The organism is Gemmobacter sp. 24YEA27 (genome assembly GCF_030052995.1).
GTDB lineage: Bacteria > Pseudomonadota > Alphaproteobacteria > Rhodobacterales > Rhodobacteraceae > Pseudogemmobacter.
This window is the reverse complement of the sequence record NZ_JASJPW010000001.1, coordinates 418,918-433,896: the sequence shown is the minus strand read 5'-3', so window position 1 is coordinate 433,896 and position 14,979 is coordinate 418,918. Positions and strand designations below refer to the sequence as shown.

At 63.5% G+C, this 14,979-nt stretch carries 12 protein-coding genes and 2 pseudogenes; 10 read left to right on the top strand and 4 right to left on the bottom strand.

Features of this window, described 5'->3' with window-relative positions; genetic code table 11:
* The first annotated feature begins 11 nt into the window (after window positions 1-11).
* The 5 genes from argH to QNO18_RS02170 all read left to right on the top strand — a co-directional run bounded on the left by argH (window position 12) and on the right by QNO18_RS02170 (window position 5,749).
* Window positions 12-1,415: an argininosuccinate lyase gene (argH, locus tag QNO18_RS02190; protein ID WP_283176353.1), complete on the top strand. Its 1,404-nt coding sequence runs from the start codon at window positions 12-14 to the stop codon at window positions 1,413-1,415.
* A gap of 27 nt (window positions 1,416-1,442) precedes the next feature.
* A complete protein-coding gene (locus QNO18_RS02185; RefSeq protein ID WP_283176352.1) occupies window positions 1,443-1,574 on the top strand; it encodes an argininosuccinate lyase in 132 nt (43 codons plus the stop codon).
* Window position 1,575: 1 nt separating this feature from the next.
* Window positions 1,576-1,812: a hypothetical protein gene (locus tag QNO18_RS02180; protein ID WP_283176351.1), complete on the top strand. Its 237-nt coding sequence runs from the start codon at window positions 1,576-1,578 to the stop codon at window positions 1,810-1,812.
* An 88-nt stretch (window positions 1,813-1,900) separates the two neighbouring features.
* A complete protein-coding gene (lysA, locus tag QNO18_RS02175; RefSeq protein WP_283178721.1) occupies window positions 1,901-3,175 on the top strand; it encodes a diaminopimelate decarboxylase in 1,275 nt (424 codons plus the stop codon).
* A gap of 42 nt (window positions 3,176-3,217) precedes the next feature.
* Window positions 3,218-5,749, top strand: coding sequence for a DUF4175 domain-containing protein (locus QNO18_RS02170; RefSeq protein ID WP_283176350.1), 2,532 nt, complete (start codon window positions 3,218-3,220; stop codon window positions 5,747-5,749).
* Window positions 5,750-5,842: 93 nt separating this feature from the next.
* Here the strand turns inward: QNO18_RS02170 and QNO18_RS02165 are convergent, their stop codons facing one another.
* Window positions 5,843-6,859, bottom strand: coding sequence for a zinc-ribbon domain-containing protein (locus QNO18_RS02165; protein WP_283176349.1), 1,017 nt, complete (start codon window positions 6,857-6,859; stop codon window positions 5,843-5,845).
* Between the two features lie 199 nt (window positions 6,860-7,058).
* On the opposite strand from QNO18_RS02165, the pseudogene QNO18_RS02160 reads away from it, so the two are divergent.
* The 3 genes and pseudogenes from QNO18_RS02160 to QNO18_RS02150 all read left to right on the top strand — a co-directional run bounded on the left by QNO18_RS02160 (window position 7,059) and on the right by QNO18_RS02150 (window position 9,404).
* A pseudogene (locus QNO18_RS02160) lies at window positions 7,059-7,729 on the top strand (ATP-binding cassette domain-containing protein).
* Window positions 7,730-7,764: 35 nt separating this feature from the next.
* Complete coding sequence (locus tag QNO18_RS02155; RefSeq protein WP_198837962.1) at window positions 7,765-8,637, top strand: cell division protein FtsX; 873 nt, start codon at window positions 7,765-7,767, stop codon at window positions 8,635-8,637.
* Window positions 8,634-9,404, top strand: a complete 771-nt coding sequence (locus QNO18_RS02150) for a lysophospholipid acyltransferase family protein (RefSeq protein WP_283176348.1) — start codon at window positions 8,634-8,636, stop codon at window positions 9,402-9,404. The genes QNO18_RS02155 and QNO18_RS02150 overlap by 4 nt, the downstream gene beginning before the upstream one ends.
* Window positions 9,405-9,422: 18 nt before the next feature.
* Here QNO18_RS02150 and QNO18_RS02145 read toward each other — a convergent pair whose 3' ends face one another.
* The 3 genes and pseudogenes from QNO18_RS02145 to QNO18_RS02135 all read right to left on the bottom strand — a co-directional run bounded on the left by QNO18_RS02145 (window position 9,423) and on the right by QNO18_RS02135 (window position 12,957).
* Entirely contained in the window at window positions 9,423-10,424 is a 1,002-nt protein-coding gene (locus tag QNO18_RS02145; RefSeq protein WP_283176347.1) for a Hint domain-containing protein, read from the bottom strand.
* Window positions 10,425-10,606: 182 nt separating this feature from the next.
* Window positions 10,607-11,566: an acetyl-CoA carboxylase carboxyltransferase subunit alpha gene (locus QNO18_RS02140; RefSeq protein ID WP_198837935.1), complete on the bottom strand. Its 960-nt coding sequence runs from the start codon at window positions 11,564-11,566 to the stop codon at window positions 10,607-10,609.
* A gap of 432 nt (window positions 11,567-11,998) precedes the next feature.
* Window positions 11,999-12,957 (bottom strand): annotated as a pseudogene (locus QNO18_RS02135) (L-malyl-CoA/beta-methylmalyl-CoA lyase).
* 177 nt (window positions 12,958-13,134) lie between these two features.
* Here QNO18_RS02135 and dgcA point away from each other — a divergent pair.
* Entirely contained in the window at window positions 13,135-14,097 is a 963-nt protein-coding gene (gene dgcA / locus QNO18_RS02130; protein WP_283176346.1) for an N-acetyl-D-Glu racemase DgcA, read from the top strand.
* A gap of 4 nt (window positions 14,098-14,101) precedes the next feature.
* Window positions 14,102-14,959: a D-amino-acid transaminase gene (locus QNO18_RS02125; RefSeq protein ID WP_283176345.1), complete on the top strand. Its 858-nt coding sequence runs from the start codon at window positions 14,102-14,104 to the stop codon at window positions 14,957-14,959.
* Window positions 14,960-14,979 lie beyond the last annotated feature (20 nt).

Here is a 14,979-nt window from a genome sequence, read left to right as displayed (position 1 = left end):
CGAGGCCCAGCATGTCTACTGAGGACCAGTCCAAAGCCGCAAACCAGATGTGGGGCGGGCGTTTTGCCGAAGGGCCGGATGCGATCATGCAGGCGATCAACGCCTCGATCGGATTCGACAAGCGGCTCTATGCCCAGGACATTGCTGGCTCGCGCGCCCATGCCGCGATGTTGGCGGCTCAGGGCATTCTTACCGATAGCGATGCCGGGGTGATCCGGGAAGGCCTCCTCACCGTCTTGTCAGAAATCGAGGCTGGTAATTTTCCGTTCCGGGTCGAGCTGGAGGATATCCACCTCAATATCGAAAGTCGCCTGACCGAGATCGTGGGCGAGGCGGGCAAGCGTTTGCATACCGGGCGGTCGAGAAATGACCAGGTTGCGGTCGATTTCCGCCTTTGGGTGCGTGATCAGTGCGATGCGGCGATTTCCGGTCTGAGCGCGCTGATGCGCGCCTTTGTCGCCCAGGCAGAGCAGGGGGTCGACTGGGTCATGCCGGGCTTTACCCATCTGCAAACTGCGCAGCCGGTGACCTGGGGCCATCACATGATGGCCTATGTCGAGATGTTTGCCCGCGACCGCTCGCGGTTCGAAGATGCGCGCAAACGTATGAATGAAAGCCCGCTGGGGGCCGCTGCCCTGGCCGGGACCAGCTTTCCGATAGACCGTCATATGACCGCCGAAGCGCTCGGTTTCGACCGTCCGACCGCGAACAGCCTTGATTCGGTATCAGATCGCGATTTCGCGCTGGAATTCCTGTCCGTGGCCTCGATCACTGCGATGCATCTGTCGCGGTTCGCCGAAGAGCTGGTGATCTGGTCCTCGGCGCAGTTCCGTTTCGTGCGTCTTTCCGACAAATGGACGACCGGCTCGTCGATCATGCCGCAAAAGAAAAACCCCGATGCGGCAGAGCTTTTGCGCGCTAAACTCGGACGTATTCTCGGCGCGACCGTTGCTTTGTTCACCATCATGAAGGGCCTTGCCCTGACCTATTCCAAGGATATGCAGGAAGACAAAGAGCAGGTCTTTGACGCGGCTGACAACCTTATGCTGGGCCTTGCGGCCATGACCGGTATGGTCTCGGATATGGCGGCGAACCGCGACAGCCTGACGCTCGCGGCGGCCTCCGGCTTCTCGACCGCGACCGATCTGGCGGACTGGCTGGTCCGCCGCCTGAACCTGCCCTTCCGCGAAGCGCATCACGTCACCGGCACCCTGGTCGGCATGGCGGAAAAAGCGGGGATCGACCTGCCGGATCTGAGCCTTGACCAGATGCAATCCGTTCACCCTGGCATCACGGATGAGGTCTTCACTGTGCTGGGCGTAGAAAATTCGGTCAATTCGCGCGTGTCTTATGGCGGAACCGCGCCGGTCAGGGTGCGCGAACAGATCGCGCGCTGGAAAGCGCTGCTCGCCTGAGCCACGATCCGGAAAAGGGAGTTTCCGATGCGTCTGATTGCGTCTCTCGCAGTGACTGTTCTTCTGGCCGCCTGCGGCGTCGCGGGCGAGCCAAAGCATCCTGACGAAAAGGTCAGCTTTTCGGGCAGCCTGAGGCTCGGCGCGAGCCATAGTTTCTGAGATGATCCGGGCGGGCCTGATCCTTTGCATCATTCTGGCGGGTTGCGCGCCCAGACGCGACCCGCTGGCGGATGGTCAGGTGGTCTATGACCCGACGCTTGGGCTTCATGTGTCGCGGACCGGCACCGTGATTCCGTCCGCTTCGGCCAATGTGGCGGGGGTGACGGTCGGCGCCAGTACCGGCGGCGGTTATGTCGGCACAAGATTCGGGCCGATTCGCCTCAGCACCGGGTTCTGAGCCACCCCCTTCCGGGCCATCGCCGAATTGCGCTCTTGCGGCGCTCTGCTATAGCAAGGCGCGGATGCGGGATGCGAAAGGGCAGGGCATGGATCATTTCCTTTACCAGGGCGGTATTCTTCATGCCGAGGAAGTGGCGATCCCCGAGATCGCGGCCGAGGTCGGCACGCCGTTCTATGTCTATTCCACCGCGACCCTGACCCGCCATTTCCGCCTGTTTTCCGAGGCGCTGTCGCCGCTGCCGCATCTGGTGTGTTTCGCGATCAAATCGCTGTCGAATGTCGCGGTGCTCAAGGTGCTGGGCGATCTTGGTGCCGGGATGGATGTGGTCTCGAAAGGGGAATATCTGCGTGCGAAAGCCGCTGGCGTGCCGGGCGAACGCATTGTTTTTTCAGGCGTTGGCAAGACCCGTGACGAGATCCGTACCGCGCTGGAAGGCGGTATCCGCCAGTTCAACGTGGAATCTGAGCCCGAGATGCGGGCAATTTCTGAAATCGCGACTGAACTGGGCAAGCTGGCCCCGATCACCGTCCGCGTGAACCCCGATGTCGACGCGAAAACCCATGCCAAGATCGCAACCGGCAAGTCCGAGAACAAATTTGGCATCCCCATTGCCCGCGCGCGCGAGGTCTATGCCGAGGCTGCGAAGCTTCCGGGCCTGAAAGTCGTCGGCATCGACGTGCATATCGGCAGTCAGCTGACCGAGCTCGCGCCGTTTGAGGCCGCTTTCGACAAGGTGGCCGAACTGACCGAAGTGCTGCGCGCGGACGGGCATGAGATCACCCGGCTCGACCTTGGCGGCGGGCTGGGCATTCCTTACACGCGCTCGAATGAGGCGCCGCCTCTGCCGGTCGAATATGGCCAGATGATCCGGCGCAAGCTCGGCCATCTCGGCTGCGAGATCGAGATCGAGCCGGGACGGCTGATTTCCGGCAATTCCGGCATCCTCGTCTCAGAGGTCATCTATGTGAAAAACGGCGAGGGGCGGGATTTCCTGATCCTCGACGCCGCGATGAATGATCTGGTGCGCCCGTCGATGTATGACGCCTGGCACGATATCGTGCCGGTGGTTGAGGGGGCGCCAGGTGATCCGACGCAACCCTTCGACGTGGTCGGCCCGGTCTGCGAGACCGGCGACACTTTCGCGAAAGCCCGCGATCTGCCGCTGCTGAGCGACGGCGATCTGGTCGCCTTCCGGTCGGCGGGGGCCTATGGCGCGGTGATGGCCAGCGAATACAATACCCGCCCGCTGATTCCCGAAGTTCTTGTCAATGGGCATCAATTCGCTGTCATTCGGGAACGCCCTACCTTTGACGAAATCCTCGCGCGCGATAGACTGCCCGCGTGGATGAAGGATCAGTAACCTCCGCGAGACCCTTCGGGGCACGTGGCGAAGGGAGACCGGATGGCAGCGCGACAGGCCCCGCCGAACAGCGACACCGCGACCGCAGCAGCGCTTAACGCGCTGAAATGGCCGCGTCGTCTGACGCTGGCGGGGCTTTGGGCCGAACGTCTGGCCCGTGCTTTCTGGCCGCTCTGGACCGTGCTTTTGCTGGCGTTTTCGGCGGCGGCTTTCGGGCTGCATGAGGTCGGAACGCTCTTGCAGGTGCAGATCGGGCTGGGGCTGGTGGCCCTTCTGGCGCTGGCCTCGCTGATCTGGGGCTTCCGGAAATTCCGCCGCCCGACTTCGGATGAGGCGCTGATCCGCCTTGATGCGTCGCTGCCCGGGCGCCCCATTGCGACTTTGCGCGACAGCCAGGCGATCGGGGCGGATGATGCGCAATCGTCGGCGGTCTGGCGGGTTCACCTGGCGCGGATGGCGGAAAAGGCCCGCGCGGCGCGCGCGGTGCCGCCGGATCTGCAACTCGCGTCACGTGACCGCTGGTCTTTGCGCTATGTTGCGCTCACGGCGGCGGTGATGGCGGCCCTGTTCGGATCGTTCTGGCGCGCGGCCGAAGTGGTGGCCATTGGCCCCGGCCCCGCCCAGGCCATTCCCTCCGGCCCGGTCTGGGAAGGCTGGGCGCGGCCCCCGGCCTATACCGGCAAGCCGGTGCTTTACCTCAATGACATCACGGCGGGCGAATTCGAGGTGCCGGTTGGCAGCCGCATCCAGATCCGCGTCTATGGCGACAACGCGGAGGCGCAGATCGAGCAGACCATCGCCCAGGTCGCTCGGCCCGCCCCGGAAAGCCCTGGCTCTGAAAGTCAGGCCGCCGCGGCGATCCCGGAAGGGCTGAAAGGCCTGACCGAGCTGGTGGTCAGCCAGTCTGGTCGCCTCGCCATTGGCGGCCCGGGCGGGCGCGACTGGCAGGTCATCGCCACGCCCGACACCGCGCCCACCATCGCCGTTTCGGGTGAGATGGGCCGCGAGGCGGATGGCCGGTTCAAACAGGAATTCAAGGCAAGCGACGATTACGGCGTCACCGCCGGCCGCGTGACGATCAGCCTGCAACCCGAGAAAGTCACCCGCCGCTACGGTCTGGAGATAGATCCGGAGATCTGGGAGCCGGTCACGCTCGACCTGCCGATGCCGATGAAGGGCAACCGGACCGAGATCACCCAGACGCTGGTCGATGATCTTTCGGAACATGTCTTCTCGAATATGCCGGTCAGCATGGTGTTCACCGCGCTCGACGCTGCCGGGAACGAGGGCAGCGCCGCGCCCTATGAGGTGACGCTGCCCGGCAAGCGCTTTTTCGATCCGATGGCCAATGCGGTGATCGAGATGCGGCGCGATATTCTGTGGAACCGCGAAAATCTGCCGCGCGCGCTGGAGCTCTTGAAAGCCATTGGCAACCGGCCCGAGGAACTGACGCGTTCGCAGAATGCCGCGAAACGGCTCAGGGTGCTGGTGCGCCAGGCCGATGCGATGGCGCTGCCGCTGACCGATGGGCAGCGTGACGAGGTGGTGAAAGAGCTTTGGGATATCGCCTTCATGTTCGAAGAGGGCGATCTGGGGAATGCTTTCGAGCGGCTGCAGCGCGCCCAGGACCAGCTGGAAGAGGCGATGCGCAATGGCGCGTCACCCGAAGAAATCGACCAGCTGATGAAAGAGATGCAGCAGGCGATGCGCGAATATCTCAAGGAACTGGGTCAGCAGGCGCAGCAGAATGGCGACCGCCAGGATGGAGAGGGCGCCCAGCAGGGTGGCCAGACCATCACCCAGGACCAGTTGCAGCAGATGCTCGACGAGATCGAGCGGCTGATGAAAGAGGGTAAGACCGCTGAAGCGATGGCGCTGATGGAAGAGCTTCGCCAGCTGATGGAGAACCTCCAGGTGCAGCAGGGCCAGGGCCAGGGACAGGGCGGTGAAGGCCAGGGCCAGGGCACGATGAAAGACCTTGGCGAGACTCTGAAAGACCAGCAGGGTCTCTCGGATGACGCCTACCGCGACATGCAGCGCGGCCGGAATGGTCAGCCGGGCACAGACCCGGGCGAACTGGCGGATCGTCAGCGCGAGCTTCGCGACAAGCTCAACGAGATGCAGAACGGCAAGTTGCCGGGCGACGGCTCGGAAAAGGGCGAAGAGGGGCGTGAGCGGCTGGGCGAGGCCGAACGCGCGATGCGCGAGGCCGAAGAGGCGCTGCGTCAGGGTGATCTTGCCGGCGCGCTCGACAAACAGGCCGAAGCGATGGAGCGGCTGCGTCAGGGCATGCGCGATTTCGGCGATGCGCTGGCCGATCTGGAACGCGAACCCGGGGCCGAAGGCGGCAACCAGGAGCCGCGCGACGCCCGCCGCGTGGACCCGAATGCGGTCGATCCGCTCGGGCGCGAGCCGGGCGATTCGGCCCGGATCGGGTCGGACCGCAATATGGTGCAGAACAACCCCGATCAGCGCGCGCAGGAGCTGCTGGACGAGATCCGCCGCCGGTCGGGCGAGGCGGGGCGCCCGGATGCCGAACTCGACTATCTGAAGCGCCTGCTTGATCTGTTCTGACGACCGGCGGCGAAAACCTGCATAGAAAAACCGCGCCGGACACACCGGCGCGGTTTTTCAGGGTATTGGCCTTCCCGGAAACGGGCCCGGGTCTCAGCCGCCGGTCTGCGGATCGCCTGTCAGAGCCTGAGTCGCATCATCCATCAGCGAATTGAGCCAGTTGCGCAGGTTGTCGACAAAGAGAACATAGGCCTGCAATGCGCCTTCCAGCGCCGGTACCGCCGCGACGATACGGTCGGAAAAAACATAGAGCAGCGCTGCGATCACCAGCACCAGAATCGCCAGAAGGAAGCCGGTGCGGAAACTGCCCCGGGTCAGATCCGGCAGCGAATCCACCTCGGCTTCGGGATCGAAGCGGTTGTCATCGGGCTGCAATGTGGAATTGATTTCCTCGACATCGGGCAAGAGATCGCGCCGCGCCGTCGGGCGGGCGGGTTCGGGATCCGGCTCGTCGAGATCTTCGCCGCGCAGCATGGCCAGGCGCTTTTGCTGGGCGGTCATTTCCGGCGTGGGCGCGGGTATTGACAGCTCGGGCTGCGATTGCAGCCCGGTATCGGCCTCGGCCCGGCGATTTGTGTTGCGCTGCGCTTCGGCTTTGCGGGCGCTGGCCTCGCGTTCGGCTTCTTCGCGCAGGATTTCCAGCACAGCTTCGTCCAGGTCACGGCGCACCGGCTCTGGCGCAGGGGCCGGGGGAGCGACCGGCGTGGCCGCAGCCTTGCCGGCCAGTGCGGCTTTCAGCGCATCGGTGCCAGTCAGGTCGGCGCCAAACTGGTCGGCGCTGTGCACGGGGGCTGCGCGTTGTTGCGAGACCTCCGCCTCCGGCACATCTGAGATACCCGCGACGACATTGGGCCCTCTTGAAACAGCGGCCGCCTCGTAATTTTTTGCTGATCTTTCAGCAGTATTGCCTTCGCCGCCGGAGGTGTCGGCGAAATCAGCACCTGTCAGATCTTCCGCAAAGGCACCAGCCATACCGTCTGAGAGCGACTCAGCCGGCAATTGGAACCAGGCATGGCCGCAATTCGAGCACTGAACGTCGCGCCCGGCCTCCGGGATCGCACTATCCGGCACATCGTATCTGGCGTCACAATTTGGACATGCCAGTAACATGAAAAACCCCGCCCCAAGCTAAGCCCTTTTCTCTTCTAACAATAATCCTGCAATCGTCCAAGACTATGTGTCCCGGACTTGAACAATCCCTGAGAGCCGTGCGAATTAAGTCATGGTTTGTCAGAGTGAGCGCGCATAAAGCTCGGGCGCGCAGTGGTATCGCAGGGGTGTCGCGGAGGCATCGCAGGGGGATCGGGCAGTGATTGCCTTTGAAAGTGCAGCCTATAACTACGGCGGGGGCGAGCTTCTGTCGGATGTGACGCTGAAGCTGGCGCCGGGGTCGTTTCACTTTCTGACCGGCCCTCGGGGTCGGGCAAGACGACATTCCTCAAGCTTGCCTATGCCGAGCTTCTTCCCACGTCTGGTCATGTCACCCTGTTTGACCGCGAGGTGAAATCGCTGCCGCGTGACGATGTGGCGAACCTGCGCCGGCGGATCGGGGTGGTGCATCAGGATGTGCAGTTTCTCGACCATCTGCCGCTTGCCGCCAATGTGCAATTGCCACTGACGGTGGCGGGGCGGCGCAGCGAAAGCGGCGATCTGGACGAGCTTTTGAAATGGGTCGGCCTGTCGCATCTGGCCGATGCGCTGCCGCCCTCGCTTTCCGGCGGCGAACGCCAACGCGCGGCCCTGGCACGGGCGATCATCATGGGCCCCGATATCATTCTGGCCGATGAGCCCACGGGCAATGTCGACTGGGAAATGTCGCTCAGGCTGCTGACGCTGCTGGTCGAACTGAACCGGATGGGCAAGACGATCCTGATCGCAACGCATGATCTGAACCTGATCCGCCAGGCCAAGAACCAGATCCCGACCCGGGTGCTGCGAATCTCAAAGCGTCGGATTCAGCTGGCGGGGGCAGATCTGTGAAACTGCCCAGACCGATTGCCCGCGCCCTTGCCCTGATGTCTCCGGATGCACGATCTGACCGTGTGGTGCCGCCTTCGGGCCACACCGCCTGGCTGACATCCTTCACCGCCGCCGCGATGACCTTTCTCTGCGTTTTCGCGATGGCGCTGTCGCTGGCATCAGACCGGCTGGCCGGGCGCTGGTCGGATGCACTGGCGCGGACCTCGACGATCCGCCTTTCGGCGCCGCCCGCGCAGATGGAGCAGCAGACGGCGGCGATCCTGACGCTTCTGGCCGCGACGCCGGGGGTCGAAGCCGCCCGCGCCCTCACCGATGCGGAAAACCGCGCTTTGCTGGAACCCTGGTTCGGGGCCGAGCTGCCGGTCGAGGAACTGCCGCTGCCGCGCCTGATCGAGGTGACCGAGGCCGACCCTGGGTATGATGCCGAGGGGCTGCGCCAGAGGCTCAGCGCCGAGGCGCCCGGTGCAGTGCTCGATGATCATACCCGCTGGCGCCGTCCGCTGGCCGAGGCCGCCTCGAAGCTGCGGCTGCTGGGCCTGTTGTCGATCGTGCTGATCGGCACCGCTATGGCCGCGATGGTGACGCTGGCGGCAAGTGCCTCGCTTGAGGCCAATGCCCAGGTTGTGCGCGTCTTGCGGCTGGTGGGCGCCCGCGACCAGTATATTGCCCGCGCTTTCGTGCGGCGTTTCACGCTGCGGGCCTTTGCCGGCGCCTGTGCCGGTGCAGTGGCCGGGGTGATCGGCATGCTGTTCCTGCCTGGGGCCGATACTGCCGGCGCCTTCCTGACCGGTCTTGGTTTTACCGGCGCTGGCTGGCTTTTGCCCTTTATCCTGCCGCCGCTGGTCGGGCTCGTGGCTTTTTTCTCGACCCGCTATGCCGCCCTGCGCAAGCTGAGGGAATTCAGATGATCGTGTTTCGCTGGCTGTTGTCGCTGATTTTCGTGATCCAGATGTATGTCATGCTGGCCGTGGTCGCGGTGCTCTTCGCACCCTGGGCGCTGATGTCGCGTGACGGCGCCTTTGCCGCCTGCCATTTCTACGCCCGCTGGGTGATCGCCTCGGTGCGGATCCTGTGCGGCCTGCGCACCGAGATCCGTGGTGAAGTGCCGCAGGACGAGGTGATCGTCGCCGCAAAACATCAGAGCTTTTTCGACATTCTGGTGATTTTCGGCACGTTGCCGCGCCCGAAATTCATCATGAAACGCGAGCTGATTTATACGCCTTTCCTCGGGCAATATGCGCTCAGGATCGGCTGTATCCCGGTTGATCGCGGCCGGCGTGGTGCGGCGATCGCGAAGATGAAAGCGGATGTGGCGAAGGGAAGCGCGGATCCGGGGCAGCTGGTGATCTACCCGCAGGGCACCCGCGTCGCGCCGGGGGTGGTCAAGCCATATAAAGCCGGATCCGGGCTGCTTTATCAACAGCTTGGCCAGCCCTGTGTGCCGGTGGCAACCAATGTTGGGGTCTTCTGGCCAAAGCGCAGCATCCTGCGCAAACCGGGCGTTGCGGTGATAGAATTCCTGCCGCGCATCGCGCCGGGGCTCCCCCTGCCCGAGTTTCTTGCGCGTATCGAGGACGAGATCGAAAGCAATTCCAACAGGCTGATGGCCGAGGCCGGTTTTCGCCTGACGCCGGTCTCGCCGCCCTCAGCGCCACCTTCTGCGCCGCAGGACTGACCCCGAAAGCGCGCCCGTTCAGTTCGCGAGAACCGAGGCCAGCTTGCGGCGAATGACCTGACGCGCAGCGATGACCGGCGTGGTATTCAATTCGGGGAACAATGCGAGGACCTCGTCGCGCGCGGCGCGGTCCAGCCCGTTCAGCGAATGGTCGCCAGGATGGAAACTCTCGCTCGGGCACCCTTCGGCGAGGACGATTTCGTGACCCTCAAAGAGGAAATGCACATAGGTCACATCCTCATCGGCGGTGGTCTGGCGAATGGTATCGCCATTCACCAGCGAGATCGCCGGCACCAGCACTTCCGATTCCGCGAACCAAAGCTCGGCCTTCCAGCCCGAGACCATCATCCGGTGCTGCGGCGAAACCGCAAGCCGCCGCTCCGGCAGACCCTTGCCCAGCGAACCGGGCTCGAACACGACCGGGCGCAGGCTTTCATCGACAATCTGGTCTTCCATCGAGACCCTGCGCGCCCCTGTCCAGATCACCGGCAGCGCATCGCCCTCGGCATTGAAGACCAGATCACCGGGGCGCAGATCCTCGACGGGGCGTTGGCCATCAGGTGTCGCGATCAGCGTGCCGGCCACAAAACAGACCAGCATCGAGATGTCATCAATGATCGCGCCGTAGCTGTTGTTCACCCCAAGCTCGGTAAAGCTGACGCGGTAATCTCCGGCGCTCGGGAAGTCGATATTGAGACTGTAATGTTCCCAGCTCTGACCCTGGGGATAGATCGATTTCGTAAAGATGACCTTGCCGTTTGAGTCGACAATATCGACGCGGAAGCCTTCCTTGTTGGCGAGCGGCTGGCCCTCGCGCAGCGCGGTGCGGAATTCCAGCGGGACGGGGCCGGCATGGTCGATATGCACCACCTGATACATCACCGTGATCTGGTTGCTGGCGCCATCCATCTCGGCAACACGGTTCGGCGACCCATTCCCGAGATAGGTGCCCTCATTGTAACCGGTCTCCAGATCGGTGCCGGACCAGCCGGTGCTGCCCTGATCGAAGGTTCCGTTCACAATGAGATTCGTTACTGGCACAATCAGACCCTTCCGGAGCGTTCTGATCGAATTTTCCTAAAGAGTGAGGTATTAATATGGGTCACATGTGGCAAAACCTGGTCGCCGGCATTTCCGGACGACCAGGGGCCACCTGATCAGCAGGTGCAGTTCTGGTGGAGAGGGGCGCGGCGGGCCTGTGCTCAGGCCGCCAGGCCGCGAGATCCCATGTCGAGGAATTTCTGCCGGCGGTCTTTGCGCAGGGCTGCCGGCTTCTTGTCGGTCAGTTCTGCCAGCATCGCGGCAATCGCCTTGCCAACCGCATCGACCGCCTCCGAGGGCGCGCGCTGCGCGCCGCCGACCGGCTCTTTGATGATGCGGTCCACAATGCCGAGCTTTTGCAGATCCTGGGCGGTCAGGCGCAGTGCTTCGGCCGCCTCGCGCATCTTCTCGGCATCCTTCCACAGGATCGAGGCGCAGCCTTCCGGCGAGATGACCGAATAGACCGAATGCTCGAGCATTGCGACGCGATTCGCGGTCGCAAAGGCTACGGCGCCGCCCGAGCCACCCTCACCGATGATCACCGAGATCAGCGGAACGCCGAGCGAGAGACATTTCTCGGTCGAACGCGCAATGGCCTCGGACTGGCCGCGCTCTTCCGCGCCCTTGCCCGGATAGGCGCCGGGCGTGTCGACAAGCGTGACCACCGGCAGGCTGAAGCGGTCGGCAAGATCCATAAGCCGGATCGCCTTGCGATAGCCTTCGGGGCGGGCCATGCCGAAATTATGTTCGATCCGGGTCTTGGTATCATGGCCCTTTTCATGCCCGATCACCATCACCGGCCGGTCATTGAATCGCGCAATACCGCCCATGACTGCATGGTCATCGGCAAAGGCCCGATCCCCGGCGAGCGGGGTATATTCGGTAAAGAGCGCGTCGATATAGGACTGGCAATGCGGCCGGTCCGGGTGGCGCGCCACCTGGCATTTCTGCCAGGCAGAGAGATTCTTGTAGAGATCGCGCAAAGCGGTCTCGGCCTTGCGGTCAAGCGCTTCGGCTTCCCGCGTGACATCCATCGCCGAATCCTTCCGGGCAAGCGCCCGCAATTCCTCGGCTTTGCCTTCGATCTCGGCCAGGGGCTTTTCGAAATCGAGATAGATCATGCGCTGGACCCTTATTCTGATCGCCTCCTATATGGAGGGGGCGGGCGCAAAGTGCAACTGACGCCGCGCGTGGCAGGCCGAGAAGCAGAGGGGGCCAGCCCCCTCGCGGCTGTGCCGCTCACCCCCGGGATATTTAAGGACAGATGAAAAGGCGAAGAGAGCATGCCGATTTCATCTGTCCTTAAATATCCCCGCCGGAGGCTTCCGCAGCCTGCCAGAGGCGCGGCGCCAAAAATGGGGCGCCAAAAATGGGGCGCCGGAAATGGCAACACCCCGCAGCTTTCGCCACGGGGTGCGCTTCCTCCCATTTGCCGCGCAGGGCCTCCTCTCCCTGTGGTCGCGGCGCGGGTGTTCATTTCCAATCCGCCTCAGGGACGGGCCTGGTTGAGGTGATGTTGCACATTGTAAAAGCAGTGTGTCAACGGATTCTCTTCACCGTCCGGCAATGATTTCGGTCTGCCGAACGATCACTTCGGCCTGGCGCATTGAGGCGATGTCGATCAGCCGGCCTTTGTAAGTCGCGGCGCCCTGGCCTGCAGCTTTGGCGGTCTCCATCGCAGTGAGGATCTCGCGCGCCTCGGTTACGGCGGCCTCGGATGGCGTGAAAACCTCATTGGCGAGCGCCACCTGTTTCGGGTGGATCGCCCATTTCCCGACCATCCCCAGGGTGGCCGAACGCAGAGCCTGAGCGCGGAACCCCTCATCATCCGAGAAGTCGCCGAAGGGACCATCGACCGGCAACACACCATGTGTGCGGCAGGCGGCGACGATGGCGGCCTGGGCCCAATGCCAGGGGTCGGACCAGTATCTGGCGCCTTCGCGATGCATATAGTAGTTTTCCTGGGTTCCGCCGATGCCGGTGGTCTGCATCCCCATCGAGGCCGCGAAATCGGCGGCGCCGAGGCTCATGGCCTGCAGGCGGGGGGAGGAGGCTGCGATTTCTTCGACATGGGCGATGCCGGCGGCGGTTTCGATAATCACTTCAAAGCTGATCGGCTTTTTGCGGCCCTTGGCGCGTTCAACTGCGGTGACCAGCGCGTCCACCGCATAGACATCGGCGGCGCAACCGACCTTTGGGATCATGATCTGATCCAGCCGCGCGCCCGCCTGTTCCAGCAGATCGACAACATCGCGATACCACCAGGGCGTGTCCAGCCCGTTGATTCTGACCGAGAGCGTCTTTTTCCCCCAGTCGATGGTATTCACCGCCTCGATGATATTCTGCCGCGCCTGATCCTTGTCCTGCGGCGCCACCGAATCCTCGAGATCAAGGTTGATCACATCCGCCGCCGAGGCCGCCATCTTCTCAAACAGCGTCGGCCGTGAGCCCGGACCAAAAAGCTGGCAGCGATTGGGACGAGCGGGGGCGGGGGCTGGAGGCGAAAGCTCATGGGCGCGTCCTTTGGCAATCATATTACGATATTCTTGATGGTTTTGTTAGATTGTTGCTTTTGCACTTGCAAGGAGAATTTGCGTGCGCAGAAAATCCATGCCGCAAAGCGGCGCAGTTTTTCACTTGCCCTTTTCCGGCGGCGCGGAAAGTGTCGCCGGGACAGGAGACCCCCGCGATGCTCACCGCCACGACCGCCCGTTTTCGCCTCGCGCAGGTGTTCACCATCAGCCGTGGCTCGAAAACCGAGGCGCAGGTGGTAACGGTCCAGGTGACGCGGGGGGGCGCCACCGGGCAGGGTGAATGCGTGCCCTATGCGCGCTATGGCGAAAGCCTCGACTCGGTGCTGGCTGAGATTGCGGGCCTGCCGCCCGGAATCACGCGGGCCGGGCTGCAACAGGCGCTGCCGGCGGGGGCTGCGCGCAATGCGGTTGATTGCGCGCTCTGGGATCTGGAGGCGAAGGCCTCCGGGCGCCGGACCTGGGAGCTGGCGGGACTGCCGGCACCCGCCCCGGTGACGACGGCCTTCACGCTTTCGCTGGCGGAGCCCGCCGCGATGGAGGCGGCGGCGCGGGCGGCGTCAGACCGGCCGGTGCTCAAGATCAAGCTCGGCACGGCGGATGACATGCCCAGGCTTGAGGCGGTGCGGCGCGGTGCGCCCGCAGCAAAGCTGATCATCGACGCGAATGAGGGCTGGACGCCGGAGGTCTATCAGGAACTTGCGCCCCGTCTCGTGGAGATGGGGGTGGTGCTGGTTGAACAGCCGCTTCCGGCGGGGCAGGATGAGGCGCTGGCGGAAATGGCCCGCCCGCTGCCGGTCTGTGCCGATGAAAGCTGCCATGACCGTGAAAGCCTCGCCGCACTGAGAGGCCGCTATGATGTGATCAATATTAAGCTCGACAAGACCGGCGGGCTGACCGAGGCGCTGGCCTTGCGCGCAGCGGCGCAGGCGCAGGGCTTTGGCATTATGGTTGGCTGTATGGTCGGATCCTCGCTCGCGATGGCGCCCGCGGTGTTGCTGGCGCAGGGCGCGGCTTATGTAGATCTTGACGGGCCGCTTTTGCTGGCAGAAGACCGGCCCCACCCGCTGCATTACGATCTGTCGCAGCTTCATCCGCCCGAACGCCAACTCTGGGGATAGTCTCATGACCCGCACCGTCTATGTGAATGGCCAGTATCTGCCCGAAACCGAGGCCACGGTTTCCATTTTCGACCGTGGTTTCCTGATGGCGGACGGGGTTTACGAAGTGACCTCGGTGCTGAATGGCAAGCTGATCGACTTCGGCGGCCATATCGCGCGGCTCCAGCGCTCGCTGGACGAGCTGGAGATGGACAATCCGCTGAGCGCCGAAGACTGGCTCGCGGTGCATCGCGAGCTGGTGAAGGTGAATAATATCACCGAGGGGATGGTTTACCTTCAGGTCACCCGTGGCAATCCCGGGGATCGCGATTTCGCCTGGGGGCCGGGGGTGGCGCCGACCGTGGTGCTGTTTACCCAGTCGAAGAAGGGCCTTGCCGACAATCCGCAGGCGAAGACCGGGCTGAAGGTCATTTCGATACCCGATATCCGCTGGGGCCGGCGCGACATCAAGACGGTGCAGCTTTTGTACCCGTCGATGGGCAAGATGATGGCGAAAAAGGCGGGGGTCGATGATGCCTGGTTCACCGAGGATGGCCATGTGACCGAGGGCACCTCGAACAACGCCTATATCGTCAAAGGGAATAAGATCATCACCCGGCCGCTGTCGTCGGATATTTTGCACGGGATCACCCGCGCGGCGGTGCTGCGCTTCGCCAAAGAGGCGCAGTTCGAGATCGAAGAGCGGCTTTTCACCGTCGAAGAGGCCAAGGCGGCGGATGAGGCCTTCATCACCTCGGCTTCGGCCTTTGTGATGCCGGTGGTCGAGCTGGATGGCGCAGCGATTGGCGGTGGCAAGCCCGGAAAGGTCGCGGCGCGGATGCGTGAGATCTATCTCGACGAGATGAACAAGGCGGCCGTCTGACGGACCGCAGCGCGCCGGAA